The organism is Candidatus Methanoperedens sp. (assembly GCA_012026795.1).
Classification (GTDB): Archaea; Halobacteriota; Methanosarcinia; order Methanosarcinales; family Methanoperedenaceae; genus Methanoperedens.
In genome coordinates this window covers 76722-90869 of record VEPM01000014.1, presented here as the reverse complement: position 1 = coordinate 90869, position 14148 = coordinate 76722, and the positions used below count along the sequence as shown (strand labels likewise).

The following is a 14148-nucleotide window of genomic DNA, read 5'->3' as shown; positions in this document are numbered from 1 at the left end:
GCAGGATAGTAAGTTACATGAAAGTAAGTTGTATCTTAAAAAGTAGTCGTAGAAATGAATTATCCAAAAGATTTTAAGAAAATTCCCTGTCCTGTTGAAAAAACTGTAATCTTAATAGGCAATAAATGGAGTCTTCTTATCATAAGAGATTTAAGTCGCGCTAAATGTCCTATGAGGTTCAACCAGATTTTGAAATCTTTAAAAATAAATTCTAAAACACTTTCTATAAAACTTTGTGAGCTCGTTGACTATGGTATAATCGAAAAAAAAATTTTCGCCGAAATCCCCCCGAGAACTGAATATACTCTAACCGATAAAGGAAAAGACCTCTGTAATGTACTTTATGATATGGAAATATGGAGTAGAAAATGGCACAGCCAAAACCAACCAGTAAATCGTCAGGGTTCATGCAATAACAACTGAAGTTTAAAAAGGATAAAAAAAGAGAACGGCAAACAAACTGTTAGGCGATGTTTCTCTGTTTCTCGCTCCATCGCTCCAAAGTGGTTATGGGCGTACAAAGCAGCTTACTGGCTTCCTCTGGGTTTCCTCCTTCACCTACTCTGTCAAAGAACCTCATCAATCCAGCAATGAATTGCAATTCAGTATTTAAGGAGACTTTGCCAATCAGAGACATTAGCCAAATTGGGACTGAAGAAACTTTCACACCGGGATGCACGATCGAGCAATATTTCTCAAGTGCTTCTGGTATCGTTAATGCTTCAGGACCGTAAATGAAGAATCTCTTGTTCATCGCTTCAGGTAACAGAAATGCTTTTGATACCATCTTTGCGTAATCGCCTGCTGCCAGCCAATGCAAACGGTGTGGCTGTTTTCCGAGGACCGAAGCCCGCTTGCCTCTGATATACAGGGGAAGAGATTCCATAAAATGTGTTGCGCAAAAAACGGAATAGGGAACACCGCTCTCACGAATTGCTGCTTCAGCTTGAAGTTTTGCCTTGATCGAAGGAAACCAGGAATTCTCTTCAAATACAGCAGCGCCAGATAAGTAGGATATGCGTTGCACCCCCATAGTTGCGGATACCCTGGCAATGTTAGCAGTTCCTCGATGTTCAATCCGGTCAAAATCCTCTGCCTTAGGACCCCCTCTCAAATTAATGTGAACCCCGAAGCATCCATCCAGGGCCTTTTCTAACGAAGAAATGTCTCCGACATCTCCTCTGAAATACTCAAAGGATTCCCCGAGTTTGGCTCTGGCTTTCTCCGGGTTGCGCGCCAGGACACGAACAGCATATCCGTCTTTTTGTAATTGACGGGCAACGGGTTCGCCAAGCATTCCTGTTGCACCCACTACGAGAATAGTATGTCTCATAATTGAACCTCATTCATTATTTGCTGAAGTGTAGTCTAACCTGCTCCTGTATGTATATATTTTTCATATTTTTTTCCTTAATTAGAGATGTTTTTTCATTCATTTATTTATCACCTGTGATTTATCGAGTAAAGTTAATTGATATAATAAACTACATAAATGGATAGCAACCCGTACGATAGTAAGTTACCTAAGCGTCAGTATTATGATATAATTGAAAAGAAAGTTTTTGCTGAAATTCCTCCTATGGTTGAATATACACAACTGAAAAAGGAAGGGACCTCCCGTCCTTCATGATATGGAATTATGGAGTAAAACTTTGAGTTTCCAGTTGAAATAATCGTTATCAGGAGCATGAAAAAGACAAAAGAACCTGACACAGGAGATAAACCGAAATATTTTATAAGCACGAACTACATACAGATAAGGATAGGGGGTTAAATCAATCTTGGACGAAAATAATAACACCAAAAAAATCGCTATTGCATGCCAGGGCGGGGGAAGCCATACTGCTTTCACGGCAGGCGTGTTAAAAAGACTCCTCCGGGAAGAGGAGAAGCAATTTGAGATAACAGTATTAAGCGGAACTTCAGGTGGGGCAGTATGTGCGCTCCTTGCATGGTATGGGTTATTAATGAAAGACAAAGGCAAAGCTATCAAACTGCTGGATGATTTCTGGAGAGATACTTCGGCAAGTTCATACTGGGATATGGTGGCAAACAACTTGTTCGTATCAACCCATAGAATGCAGGAGGCAGGCATCATACCTGAGTTCAGTCCTTATCTATATCCTCCTGTACCGCAGGATATATTGAGAAGTCTTTTGAATAAACATGTGAAATTCGAAGAAATCCGGAAATTAGATTCTTCAGGTCCGAAGTTATTCATTGGCGCTGTTGAAGTACATTCAGGAGAATTCAAGGTGTTTCAAACCGATGGCTATAAAAATGAGATCAGTGCAGATGTAATCCTTGCATCAGCAGCTGTTCCTACTTTCTTAAGAGCAGTCCATATTGAAAACAAGACTTACTGGGATGGCCAGAACCCGCCAATCAAAGAATTCATAACCGGGAATGCAGAAGAAAAGCCTGATGAGATATGGATTATACAGGTATACCAGGAAGAAAGAGAAAAAGTACCAGAATCAATAAAAAATATCCATGAGAGGCGGGATGAAATTTCAGGCAATCTTACGCTTAACCAGGAAATTACGTTTATAGAGGCAGTCAACAAATGGACAAAATACCTGCCGCATGAGAAATATAAGCCAATCAAAGTGCAAAAGATACAAATGTCAGATAACACTCTTGATCCGGCATCAAGACATGAACGCAATCCCACATTCATAAAAAAGATGATGGCTTACGGAGATAAAGAAGCGGATAATTTCCTGAAGAACTGGTATGTGAATGCTTAGAAGAATCAAAATATATCAATGGGATATAATGAATTAAAATTAAAAAACAAATACGCTGGCTGTATGATCGGGGCTGCAATAGGTGATGCTCTTGGAAAACAAAATGAAGGAGTACGAAGAGAAGAAATTCTCAAAGCAGGGTACATAAAAGATTATGGCAGGGCGCCAAAAGGGAGTTCCGGGGAGAAACTGAGGGCAGGTCAATATACAGATGATACTGAACAGATGCTTGTCCTTGCTCAATCTTTGATCGCCTGCAATGGTTTTGATGCCGCTGATTTTGCAAGCAGGATAGCAAAATGGGGAATTGAAGTCCGAAATGATCCTGCAAGGAGTCCGTTTATCGGGCCTTCAAGCTCCATTGCTATTGATAAATTAAATTCCGGTATCTCCTGGAAAGAATCGGGAAGTGATATACCATCCTGCGGCTCTGCAATGAGAGTTGCCCCGATCGGACTTTTTTATGATAGCCTGGATAATGTGGAATCCAGTGCAGTCCTTTCCTCAATCCCGACGCATAAAAGTAAAGGGGCAATTGCAGGCGCAGTAGCAGTCGCGGTAGCAGTCCGATCTGCGATTGAGGGAGATGATTGTTCCGGAATCATGAGGAAAGCCTGTAAAAGAGCATCAAACCATGACATTGGCCTTGCGACGAAGATGGAACTGGCTTATGAATCGCGAAACGAATTACCGGATATGGTTTTTGCCGGATTTGGAACTTCATATTACGTGTATGATACCGTCCCTTCTGCCTTTTATTGTTTTTCCAGGTATTTTGAAGAACCTGAAATGGCGGTCATAGAAGCTGTGAACGCTGGCGGGGATGCGGATTCTATTGGCTGTATAACAGGCGCTTTGTGCGGAGCGCTTCATGGTATCGGGTGTTTTTCGGAAAAATGGGTCAATGGTCTTGAAAACAAGGATATAGTGGAGAATATCGCTATCAAAATACTGACTTTGAGAGCAAAACCTTAATTGATCAATAACATAAAGGGATTCTATATGGCTACTGTAGCGGAACATTATGACAGGCTTCTTGCACGGTATTATTCATGGCTTTTTGGTGATTTTGATAAAACAGTTGAAGCAAACCGTGATTTTTTTATCGTTCAGAAGCTTATCCCCGGAAAATCAAAAATTGCATTAGACCTGGGGTCCGGACCCGGATTCCAGTCCGTCGCCCTGGCGCAATTGGGTTTTAGCGTATATGCATTTGATCAGGACCGGGAACTGCTGGACGAATTAAAAAGAAACAGCGCAGATATGCATATTACCCCGATAAGGGATGATATTTTGAACTTTGCTTCTCATTGTCCTGAAAATGTAACGCTGGCCGTATGTATGGGCGATACCCTGACGCATCTTGATTCCTTTGAGATGGTCAAAAGCCTGTTTGCAGGTGTTTACAGTTCACTTGAGACTGGAGGGAAATTTGTTATCACTTTCAGGGATCTTATTCCTGAGCTAAAAGGTGTGGACAGGTTCATTCCGGTCAAAAGCGACTCAGAAACCATTTTTACCTGCTTTCTTGAATATGAAGCAGCGCATGTTAGGGTTAATGACATTATCTACAGGAAAAGTAAGGATGGATGGAAAATGGATGTGAGCTGCTACAGAAAGCTTCGCATTCCGCCCGAATGGGTAACAAAAGAGCTGTCAGGCCTTGGTTTTACGATTGCACGATATGAGAACAATAAAGGCATGATAACCGTGATTGCAGGTAAATAAGTGATATGGGTCAAATGAACAAATGAATACCTTCGATGGAATATCCGGAAAGTACAGGGAGAAATCACTCGTGCAGCAAAAGGCAGCAGTAAAGCTGTTTGACCTCCTGAAAATAAGAGGCGCGGATGATATTATTGATATCGCCTGTGGTCCCGGGCATATTACAAACTGGCTCAGTAAGGCTACCAGTGGCAAAGTAACCGGCATCGATATTTCTGAAGGTATGATCGAACAAGCCAGGGCTCTGTATCCTGAGATGAGTTTCAGGCAGCTTGCAGTTGAAGATCTTGAACATAATGAAATATTTGATATAGGTTTTTGCAACTCAGCGCTGCAGTGGTTCAGCGATCCCGACAGGGCAATTGAAGCGATATTTCACTCATTAAAAAAATCCGGGAAACTGGGCCTTGCCTGCCCTGCGACACCAGACTGGTCACCATGGTTTGGCAGGATCATTTCTAAAGTTGCAGAAAATAAAGAGATAAAACCCGTTTTTTCCCACTGGAAGAATCCCTGGTTCCATCTTCCGACAGAGAATGATTACAGGCTATTCTTTGAAAAACATGGGTTTGTCACCATTTTTATCGAGATAGACCATGAACAAACGGATTATTCTGTTGAAGAAGCTTTCAACATATATATTTCAGGCGCAGCAAATGGATATACCGGAAAAAAATATTATGATATTGAGATTGGTGATGACTATATAGCAGCTTTTAATAACAGCGTGAGGGAAGAAATCAAGAGGCAGGCAAAAGACGGAAGAATAATCGTGGATTTCAATCGGCTTTATTACATAGGTAAAAAGGAAAAGCCTTGATGGTAAGATTTGTTTCAGCTACCCGGCGATCGCATGCCGCTTTATAAACTGTGCTACTTCTGACCGCACTTCCTCCTCCTGTCCAATCAGTAAATGACCGCCGGTTTCAAACCCAATGAATTTCGCACCAGGTATATTTTCAGCAGTATATTTAGCTGCATCATAAGTTTTCCACGGATCATCGGCAGCGCTAATCACCAGTGTCGGCGCAGTAATATTCTCAAGTGGATAACGATCAAGGGCTGAGAAAACCTTACCCTCATTAACCATCCCATCTATACGCGGACTGTATGGGAGCAGACTACTCATGAGTTCATCCTGTTGTGTATCCGTGAGCCTGGACTGGGATGATGGAGGCACGCCTAAGGCATAGAGCACACTTGACGGGTCTACTTTCATTGCAACCCACAGTGGAAAATCCGATTTGAATATAGTACTAAATACGAATGGCAAAGGTGCCGGGCTTGGGCTTTCAACGGGGTTTTCGGGGGTATAAGTCCCGGGCACTATCAACACCAGAGAAGAAGTCCTTTCAGGATAGCGCAGGGCAAATTGCATAGATGAAGGCGCCCCGGCCGAGATGCCCACGACAGCTACCTTACTTATATTAAGTGAATCAAGGAGGCATGCATGCGCATCTGCCTGGGCAGCAGGGGATGCATCTTGAGGAAGCGGCGTGTGCAGGTAGCCAAAGCGCGAAGGGGCGATAATGCGAAAGCCTTCGCCCACATTATCCCGTGCTACCCACAACCCCTGGTCATACCCACCCCCGGCCCCATGCACCACAAGCACAGGAGGACCTTCTCCTATTGTGGCATATTCGATCGGACCGCATTTGGTCTCGATGACCTGGCTTCCTGACATAACCCGCTCTTGTGCTGTACGTATGTCGCTTTGATAGCTTTGGTAGGTCACAATAAAGATTACTGCCATGATACCGCCCAGAATTGTAATTATTAATGAAAATCGGGACATAAGTAAAGTCTAACGCTCCAATAATTCCCAAATATAGTTTATTGAATCGGCTATTAATATGTATCGTAGAACACTTTTAAGTTCTTCCAGATTGTACGCCTTTTTCTGTCCTGAGCATGGTTGTTTTGGTTCCCGTTACGTTTTCGGGCATGAGGTTCTACTGATGCAGTCACAACTCCCGACCGATATCGGGAGCATCCCGTTAGATGCTCTTAGGTTTGAGATTTGTTGGTTGACTTGGATTTCCTCCTTTAATAACAAAGCGAAAACAAAAAGACAAATTATTAATACCACTTCAACATAAAATAATTTTGAGATGTAGACTTTGAGTTATGGATATAGAAGTTTTGTATCTAAAATTGTATTTTCAATTCTTGATAGAATTCGTCTTTTCATTTTTTACTTAAGGTTAGATATCAGTACCCCTTCAACACTCTTTTCTCTAATTTTCACAATAAGCACTATACTTTGGGGTATCTATACAAATTTTAGACCAAACTTTCAATTAAATCGTGAATTTTTTACCAATCCAATAAATGTTATTTTTGGTATAATATTTATACTATTTTTCTTAATCATTTTTTCTACAATCAAACTGATGTACCCTTCAGCCAAACGAGCAAAAATTATAGTCGATGCTTATGGCAGTAATCCAAGAATTATACCATTCATCGCAAAAGATGTCAAAATGTGGTTAGAAAATACACCTGGTTTAATAAAACAACAAAAAAAGATATCAGATATTCAACGTTATGTCAGGTCAGAAGACATTGATATGCTTGAAAAATTACGCAAAAAATTATTCTTGATATCAAGTATAAATAAGAAAAACTCAGAAAAGAATGAGAGGAGGGGAAATTACTTGGATATTCTGATTACGGGAGTAAGCGATTCTTTTGGAATACCTCGCGAATCGTTTGAAGATTTGATTAATACCAGAATTGACATAAATCAAAAAATAAGTAAAGAACTAATTTCTTCATATGACCAAATCAAGGTTAGTATAGAGGGATTTGTAGCGGCCAAAAAAGATAGAGACGTTGTTGGAATGCGTCGTCATGAGAAAAAAATACAGGATAATTGTGATAAAATCCTTAAAAAAGGAGATGGTGTTGAAAACCAGATTAAATGGATCGAGGAGCTTGATAGAAGAAAATGGGCTATACCTATGCTTATAGAAATAATTAAAGAATCTTCTACGGGAAATGCTCTTTCCAAACTAACCAAATTGTTATCAGATGCAAGAGTAGAAAATATTGAAGATATGAAGTGGTTAATTCAATTTGCAAACTCAAGAAAGGGCTTCTCAATCAGTGAGTTATTAGGATTAAAGTTTGTCGATAATGAAAATTTGTTTAGTTTGGACAAAATTCCAGGAAAAGATGGTGACAGTTTAATAGAATTTCTAAAACAAAATTTTAATGTGGAATGATTAGAATGGATAAAATAAATAAGAGCAACGACGGTAGAACCATCGACATATCTGATGAAAAGAACTCCATTTTTCTCAAACTAAATCCTGATAAAACATTGGTAAATATATCGATCAATAACATCAGTATTGGCGAATTCAAAATGGAGAATGGTAAGCTAAATATCTACAATAAAGTTTTGAAATGTTACGGAAATCAAATATCATCTGACCTGTTGAGAGAAAAAAAATATTTAGGGAATTGGGAAGGATTAAGAGAGGATGCTCTTAGAGAGATAGGTGATAAATTTATAGGGTGGAATAGGTCACAAAATAGAATTGACTTTAGTGGATCCATTGCTGTAGGTCTTACATTTGGATACAGCGCCGTTTTGAAAATCATTTTGAAACGGATAATAGATGATAATATTCAGAATATAAGAGGATTGCACATAATATTGATAAGGAGTAGTGAAGCTCCAGGTGACGAGGAGATTTTGAAAGCTGAGCTACTGGCAGATTATGGATTTCAAGGATTAAAATGCCATATTCTGCCTATTGAAGCAATCGAAAAAAAGGAAATACAATTTAAAATAAAAAGTATTTTCGTTGGTATTGAGAGTATAAATAAACGAGGGGATATTGTTCATCCAAGGGGTGGATCAGAGGTTATTCGGAAAATCCAAGAACTTAATAAAGATATAGGTGAATATATAAAGGTCTATGCTTTCGGAGAGTCGTATAAAGTTCAGGATTTCAAAGATAATATAGACTTTACCAAACTTTCGTTGTTTCTACATGATAATGTAGACTTTGTGGTAACAGACCATGGTGTTCATGAAAAGATATCGGACAAATGGAAAGTAGGAACACAAATAGAAACTAATTTATGTTGTTGCTCAACACATTGGATAAACATACTGAGAAATAATGGATATATCATATAAAATATGTTGTTGATGATGTTTTAATCTTAGGAATTTGTCTACTCTTTCAGGTTCACTACATTCCTTTTTCTAAAGTATGGACTTCTCGCCTATCATTAATATCTACCAGGCGGCGATGCCGGTCTATCCAGTAGCCCCAGAGGACCAGAATCCACTGTGCCTGTCCTATCCATGCCAGCGCTGTGACATTCGGGGGCGGGGAACCGAACAGGTTCCCCAGGTATATCATAAGTAAAAAGACCACCAGGACCCGGAATGCAAAGACACCTGTCCTGTCAACAGGTTCGGTTGTTCGAATATACAATCCTACACCGACACCAAAAATCAGGAGCTCCACCGCAAGAGTTCCCCATAAAGATGACCAAAGGCCAAAACCCACAAAATATGAGCTTCCGGGGTAAAGCGCAAGGTCGGGACGATGAACAATGGCATCGAGCATCCAGTGGCTGACTACCGCTAATCCAAGGACCAGGGCACCGCGTGGGTAACGGCGGAGAAACTGGTAGGCTCCGGCAACCAGCAGCGCCCAGAACAGTACCGCAAGCAGACTGTGAGATATGGGGTAATAAACGAATTCGAGCGGTGACGCCCTCATTATTCCGGGAACAATATTTACCCGCTCCACACCGAGTAGAAGCAATGCAGGCCACAGCAGGTCTATGAACTGCGACGCCAGGAATAGTGAACCCAGCGATACCTTCGGCGCAGCCGCCTTCGCCCCGAATCCGATTCCGAAATGACCGATGAACATTCTTATCCTCCATATCTTAACCGGATAATTAAAATAATCATATATGAATCACTTTTCCCAATGCCGCTTCTGCCGCTTCGGCAAGCGCTTCGGGAAGGGTTGGGTGCGGGTGCATCGTTCCTGCCAGGTCCTCTAAAAAAGCAGCCATCTCTATGGAATGCGATGCCTCGCTTATCAGCATTGAGGCGTTTGCCCCCACTATATGTACACCGAGTATCTCTCCGTCTGTTTTTGCAACTACTTTCACAAAGCCTTCTGTCCTGTTCATGGTCAGGGCACTTCCTGATGCGTGAAAAGGAAACTTGCCAGTTTTTATTTCAAAGCCGCTTTTCCTGGCACTTTCTTCATCAAGGCCGACTGAGGCTATTTCCGGATCTGAAAAAACAGCCAGCGGTATTGCCCTGTTATCAAAAGCACTCGGGCTACCCGCTATCACTTCTGCTGCAACTTTGCCTTCCCTGAAAGCTTTACTGGCAATGTATGGAGGTCCGGCAACATCACCCACCGCAAATATTTTTGGATATGTAGTACGCCGTTTTTCATCCACCATGATAAAACCGTTTTTATCCAGTTCAACCCCTGTGTTTTCAAGCCCCAGATTCCCGGTGTTCGGTTTCACACCAACGGCCGCAAGTATTTTATCAGCTTTAAGTTGCGTTTCCTTCCCTTTATCATCAACAATTGTTATCAGGGCTTTATTATTTTCCGTATCCAGTTTCTGCGGCATGGAATTATTATATATCTCCATGCCCAGCTTTTTCATTTTCTGGCTTACTACTTCAACCAGTTCTTTATCAAACATGGAAAGAATCCGGGAAGAACGCTGCACAATTTTTACTTTACTCCCAAACTTGGCAAACATCGTCCCCAGTTCAACACCGATATAACCTGCGCCCAGTACAACTAACTCTTCCGGGATCTTCATAAGGCCGAGAGCTTCATTCGAGTTTATAACAAATTTGCCGTCAAAAGGAAACCCCGGTAACTCCTGGGGATACGAACCCGTTGCGATTATTGCATTCTCAAACCGGATGGTTGAGATTTCCCCATCTTGTAACGTAATTCTTGCTTTATCAGGGGACTCAAAAAAAACCTCGCCCTTTATCACCGTCACGCCATATTTTTTGCAAAGGCTTCCTATGCCGTTCCTTAACTTTTTTATAACCTCGTACTTCCACTTCTGGATATTTTTATAATCAAATTCGACTGAACCCTTTATCCCCCTGTCTCCCGGATTCTTTATATCGTAAATGAAATTGGCAGCTTGGATTAAAGCTTTTGAAGGAATGCATCCGCGGAAAACACATGTGCCCCCGGGGTCATATTTATCAACCAGTATTACATCCTTGCCAAGCTGTGATGCCCTGATGGCTGCCGTATAACCACCCGGGCCCCCGCCGACTACAAGAACCTCGCAGCCTGTGACGATATCTCCCATTACCATCTATACCCCATCCAGCAGAAGCAGATCAGGGTCTTTAAGGTGATCAAGAAGGGTGTTCATGAACCTTGCAGCCTGCGCGCCGTCCAGGACCCTGTGGTCAAACGACAGGACAAGAGGCAGTATTTTTCTTATCTTTATCTCCCCATCTATTACAACAGGCATGTCCCTTATCCTGTGAATGCCAAGTATGGCAACATCAGGAGGATTGATAATGGGCGTAGAAAAAATCCCTCCGATACTGCCTATATTAGTTATTGTGAAAGTGTTTCCCTTAAGATCAGGAAGTTTGATCTTCCTTGTCCTTGCTTCCTGCGCGAGTTTTTCGCTCACCTGTGCCAGTTCCATGATGCTCTTGCGGTCGGCATCTTTGAGAACAGGGACCATCAAACCTTCGGGAGTGTCAACTGCTATCCCTATATTGTAGTACCGTTTAAGAACTATTTCATTTTTCTTCGGATCAAGAGAGGCGTTCAGGTATGGATGCTGTTTCAACGCAACGGTCACTGCCTTGACAATAAATGCAAGGTACGTAAGCTTGATGCCCTTTTCTTCGGCTATTTTTTTCTCTTTTTCCCTGAGTTTGACAAGCTCAGTAACATCTGCCTCATCCATGGAAACAACATGGGGAGCCGTAAATAGCGAGAGAACCATCCTTTCGCCTATTGTCTTCCTGATGCCTTTTATCGGGATTCTCTCTTCAAGTGTTTTTATTTCCGGCGTTATCTCCGGTGTTATTTCCGGGGCAGTTTCAACTGGTGCAGCCTCAGGCGCCTGCGGAGCTTCAGCTACTTCCCTGATATCCTCATCAGTAATTCTTCCCCCCGGCCCCGTACCCTTAACCTTTGATATATCCACCCCCAGTTCCCTTGCAAGGCGCCTTGTGGATGGTACAGCTAAGACTCTTTCAGGCATATGTTCAGGCTGAGGTTTAAATTCAGGTTTAGCTTCAGGCGGTTTTACTTCAGGTTTAGCCTTAATTGGTTTTTCAGGAGCCCCGGTTTCAGGCTTCTTTACTTCTGCTTCTCCGGGCGCAGCGAGTGAAGCAAGAGTGCTGCCGACTTTTATCACATCCCCCTCTTTTCCAACAAGTTTCAATATCTTCCCGGCTTTAGGTGAAGGTATTTCAACTATTGCCTTATCTGTTTCTACCTCTGCAACTGCCTGGTCAGCCTTGATTTCGTCTCCTTCTTTTACCAGCCATTTGACAATCGTACCTTCGGTCACACCTTCGCCAACATCCGGAAATTTCACATCTACCATATTTTCACCTTTTCACCTTTTCAACTCAAAAAGCCACAACCTCTCTTATAGCATCAGCTACCTTCGAGGCATCCGGCAGATAATAATCCTCAAGCCTGGGCAATGGTACCGGAACATCGAATCCTGTCACCCTTTTGATAGGCGCCTCAAGGGAAAGGAGAGCTTTTTCGTTAATCCTTGCTATGATCTCTGCCCCGAAACCCAGTGTCCTTGGTTCTTCATGGACAATAACCGCCCTGCCGGTCTTTTTTACAGAATCTATAATGATCCTGTCATCAAGGGGCGAGAGCGTGCGTAAATCTATAAGCTCAACACTGAGATCTTTGACCTGTTCAAGGGCTTCCTGGCACACCCTGACCATGGCACCCCAGGCTATAAGTGTCAAATCCTCTCCTTCCGTGATCTTCTTTCCCACTCCAAGCGGGACAATGTACTCGCCTTCCGGTACTTCTTCCTTAAAAGCGCGATAAAGCTTTTTGGGCTCAAAGAACATAACCGGATCAGGGTCCCTTATAGAGGAAATAAGGAGTCCCTTGGCATCATAAGGCGTTGAGGGAATAACCACTTTTAAGCCCGGGATGTGAATATAAAAAGTCGCCACGGCTTCTGAATGGTGTTCCAGTGCCTTCACACCTCCCCCATAAGGCGCCCTTACTACAAGGGGACAATGGTATGTCCCACGCGACCGGTACCTTATCCTGGAAGCATGGGCTGCAAGCTGGTCAATGGTCATATAGCTGAATCCCTCAAATTGTATTTCAGCAACGGGCTTGAGACCCGAAACTGCCATGCCTATTGCTGTCCCTACTATCCCGGACTCTGCAAGAGGCGTATCGATCACGCGTTCGCTTCCGAATTTACTAAAAAGACCTTCTGTGACCCTGAAAACGCCGCCATCCACACCCACATCCTCGCCCATGACCAGGACAGTTGGATCCTTTTCCATTTCTTCATGAAGGGCGAGATTGATCGCCTGTACCATATTGAGTTTAGCCATACTTATTCCCTCTTCTTTTTTGAGATGAAGCCCTCAAGTTCATCCATCTGTTCTTTTAAGTGCGGGGGCATCTGGGCATACACATATTTGAACATGTTCCCAACCTCCGGTTTATAGCTTTCAGCCTCTTCAACTGCCTTCTCGATTTCCCCACTGATTTCTTTTATCATGGCATCCTCGCGGCCCTGATCCCAGATGCCTTTTTTTTCAAGGTATATTCGCAGACGTTTTATGGGATCCTTTTTTTTCCATTCTTCGACCTCTGCCGCCTGTCTGTATTTAGTAGGATCATCGGATGTTGTATGGGGACCCATGCGGTAAGTGAAGCACTCTATCATTGTAGGGCCGCCACCCGACCTGGCTTTTTCAAGCGCGGCTAAACTTGCGCTATACACTGCCAGAATATCGTTGCCATCAACCTGTATGCCTTCAAAACCATACGCTAAAGCCTTCTGTGCAAGTGTTTTTGATGCGGTCTGCTTTTCCCTGGGAAGGGATATGGCATACTGGTTATTCTGGCAGATAAAAACGGTCGGTGTCCTGAATACGCCAGCAAAATTCATACCTTCATGAAAATCCCCTTCCGAAGTTGCCCCGTCCCCGAAATAAACCACTGAAGCTATGTTCTGTTTCTTAAGCTTCGCTGCCCATGCTGCCCCAACGGCATGGAGAACCTGGGTAGAAACCGGAATTGCCACAGGAAAGTTCTTCTGGGGAAGCTTGAGGTTTGCATCTTCAGAACCCATCCAGTAAATGTAAAGAAGTGAGAGGGGAATGCCTCTTGCTATCTGGACGCCGTGCTCCCTGAAAGCCGGGAAAAACCAGTCATCGGGTTTCATGGCAAAAGCACTTCCTACAGCTGTCGCCTCCTGCCCCAGCGAAGAACCGAACGTAAGCATCCTCCCCTGGCGCTGGAGCTTCAATGCTTTATCATCATACATACGGGTAAGCACCATAGTCCTGTAGAATTTTACAAGTGTTTCCGTATCCATTTCTGGCTCCAGGCTCTCATCCACATTACCCTGTGCGTCAAGAATAGAAAGCCAATCCACACTCATATCCAGG

The 14148-nt window shown here is 42.8% G+C and carries 14 protein-coding genes; 7 read left to right on the top strand and 7 right to left on the bottom strand.

The annotated features are described in order from the left end of the window. Positions 1 to 54 precede the first annotated feature (54 nt). Positions 55 to 423: a helix-turn-helix transcriptional regulator gene (locus FIB07_08380; protein ID NJD52867.1), complete on the top strand. Its 369-nt coding sequence runs from the start codon at positions 55 to 57 to the stop codon at positions 421 to 423. A 40-nt stretch (positions 424 to 463) separates the two neighbouring features. Here FIB07_08380 and FIB07_08375 read toward each other — a convergent pair whose 3' ends face one another. Further along, entirely contained in the window at positions 464 to 1333 is an 870-nt protein-coding gene (locus FIB07_08375; protein NJD52866.1) for an NAD-dependent epimerase/dehydratase family protein, read from the bottom strand. A 448-nt stretch (positions 1334 to 1781) separates the two neighbouring features. On the opposite strand from FIB07_08375, the gene FIB07_08370 reads away from it, so the two are divergent. From FIB07_08370 to FIB07_08355, 4 genes are read left to right on the top strand one after another with little or no spacing between them, the layout of a single operon-like run. Further along, positions 1782 to 2750 carry a Patatin gene (locus FIB07_08370; protein ID NJD52865.1) on the top strand — a complete coding sequence of 323 codons (969 nt, stop codon included), beginning with the start codon at positions 1782 to 1784 and terminating at the stop codon, positions 2748 to 2750. An 18-nt stretch (positions 2751 to 2768) separates the two neighbouring features. Next, positions 2769 to 3725 carry a hypothetical protein gene (locus tag FIB07_08365; GenBank protein NJD52864.1) on the top strand — a complete coding sequence of 319 codons (957 nt, stop codon included), beginning with the start codon at positions 2769 to 2771 and terminating at the stop codon, positions 3723 to 3725. Between the two features lie 27 nt (positions 3726 to 3752). Further along, complete coding sequence (locus tag FIB07_08360; GenBank protein NJD52863.1) at positions 3753 to 4478, top strand: methyltransferase domain-containing protein; 726 nt, start codon at positions 3753 to 3755, stop codon at positions 4476 to 4478. Positions 4479 to 4500: 22 nt separating this feature from the next. Then, positions 4501 to 5298 carry a methyltransferase domain-containing protein gene (locus tag FIB07_08355; protein ID NJD52862.1) on the top strand — a complete coding sequence of 266 codons (798 nt, stop codon included), beginning with the start codon at positions 4501 to 4503 and terminating at the stop codon, positions 5296 to 5298. An 18-nt stretch (positions 5299 to 5316) separates the two neighbouring features. On the opposite strand, the gene FIB07_08350 is transcribed toward FIB07_08355, so the two are convergent. After that, positions 5317 to 6273 carry an alpha/beta hydrolase gene (locus FIB07_08350; protein NJD52861.1) on the bottom strand — a complete coding sequence of 319 codons (957 nt, stop codon included), beginning with the start codon at positions 6271 to 6273 and terminating at the stop codon, positions 5317 to 5319. Positions 6274 to 6598: 325 nt separating this feature from the next. On the opposite strand from FIB07_08350, the gene FIB07_08345 reads away from it, so the two are divergent. Together FIB07_08345 and FIB07_08340 are read left to right on the top strand one after the other, a co-directional pair. Beyond that, positions 6599 to 7705 carry a hypothetical protein gene (locus FIB07_08345; GenBank protein ID NJD52860.1) on the top strand — a complete coding sequence of 369 codons (1107 nt, stop codon included), beginning with the start codon at positions 6599 to 6601 and terminating at the stop codon, positions 7703 to 7705. 5 nt (positions 7706 to 7710) lie between these two features. Then, positions 7711 to 8631, top strand: coding sequence for a hypothetical protein (locus tag FIB07_08340; GenBank protein NJD52859.1), 921 nt, complete (start codon positions 7711 to 7713; stop codon positions 8629 to 8631). A gap of 55 nt (positions 8632 to 8686) precedes the next feature. On the opposite strand, the gene FIB07_08335 is transcribed toward FIB07_08340, so the two are convergent. The 5 genes from FIB07_08335 to pdhA are packed head-to-tail and all read right to left on the bottom strand — an operon-like array spanning position 8687 to position 14141. Then, positions 8687 to 9382, bottom strand: coding sequence for a hypothetical protein (locus FIB07_08335; GenBank protein NJD52858.1), 696 nt, complete (start codon positions 9380 to 9382; stop codon positions 8687 to 8689). Positions 9383 to 9419: 37 nt separating this feature from the next. Beyond that, positions 9420 to 10826: a dihydrolipoyl dehydrogenase gene (lpdA, locus tag FIB07_08330; GenBank protein NJD52857.1), complete on the bottom strand. Its 1407-nt coding sequence runs from the start codon at positions 10824 to 10826 to the stop codon at positions 9420 to 9422. Further along, positions 10827 to 12086 carry a 2-oxo acid dehydrogenase subunit E2 gene (locus FIB07_08325; protein ID NJD52856.1) on the bottom strand — a complete coding sequence of 420 codons (1260 nt, stop codon included), beginning with the start codon at positions 12084 to 12086 and terminating at the stop codon, positions 10827 to 10829. Positions 12087 to 12111: 25 nt separating this feature from the next. Then, the gene (locus tag FIB07_08320; protein NJD52855.1) at positions 12112 to 13083 is read right to left on the bottom strand and encodes an alpha-ketoacid dehydrogenase subunit beta; all 972 of its coding nucleotides are present in this window, start codon (positions 13081 to 13083) and stop codon (positions 12112 to 12114) included. 2 nt (positions 13084 to 13085) lie between these two features. Further along, positions 13086 to 14141, bottom strand: coding sequence for a pyruvate dehydrogenase (acetyl-transferring) E1 component subunit alpha (gene pdhA / locus FIB07_08315; protein ID NJD52854.1), 1056 nt, complete (start codon positions 14139 to 14141; stop codon positions 13086 to 13088). Positions 14142 to 14148 lie beyond the last annotated feature (7 nt).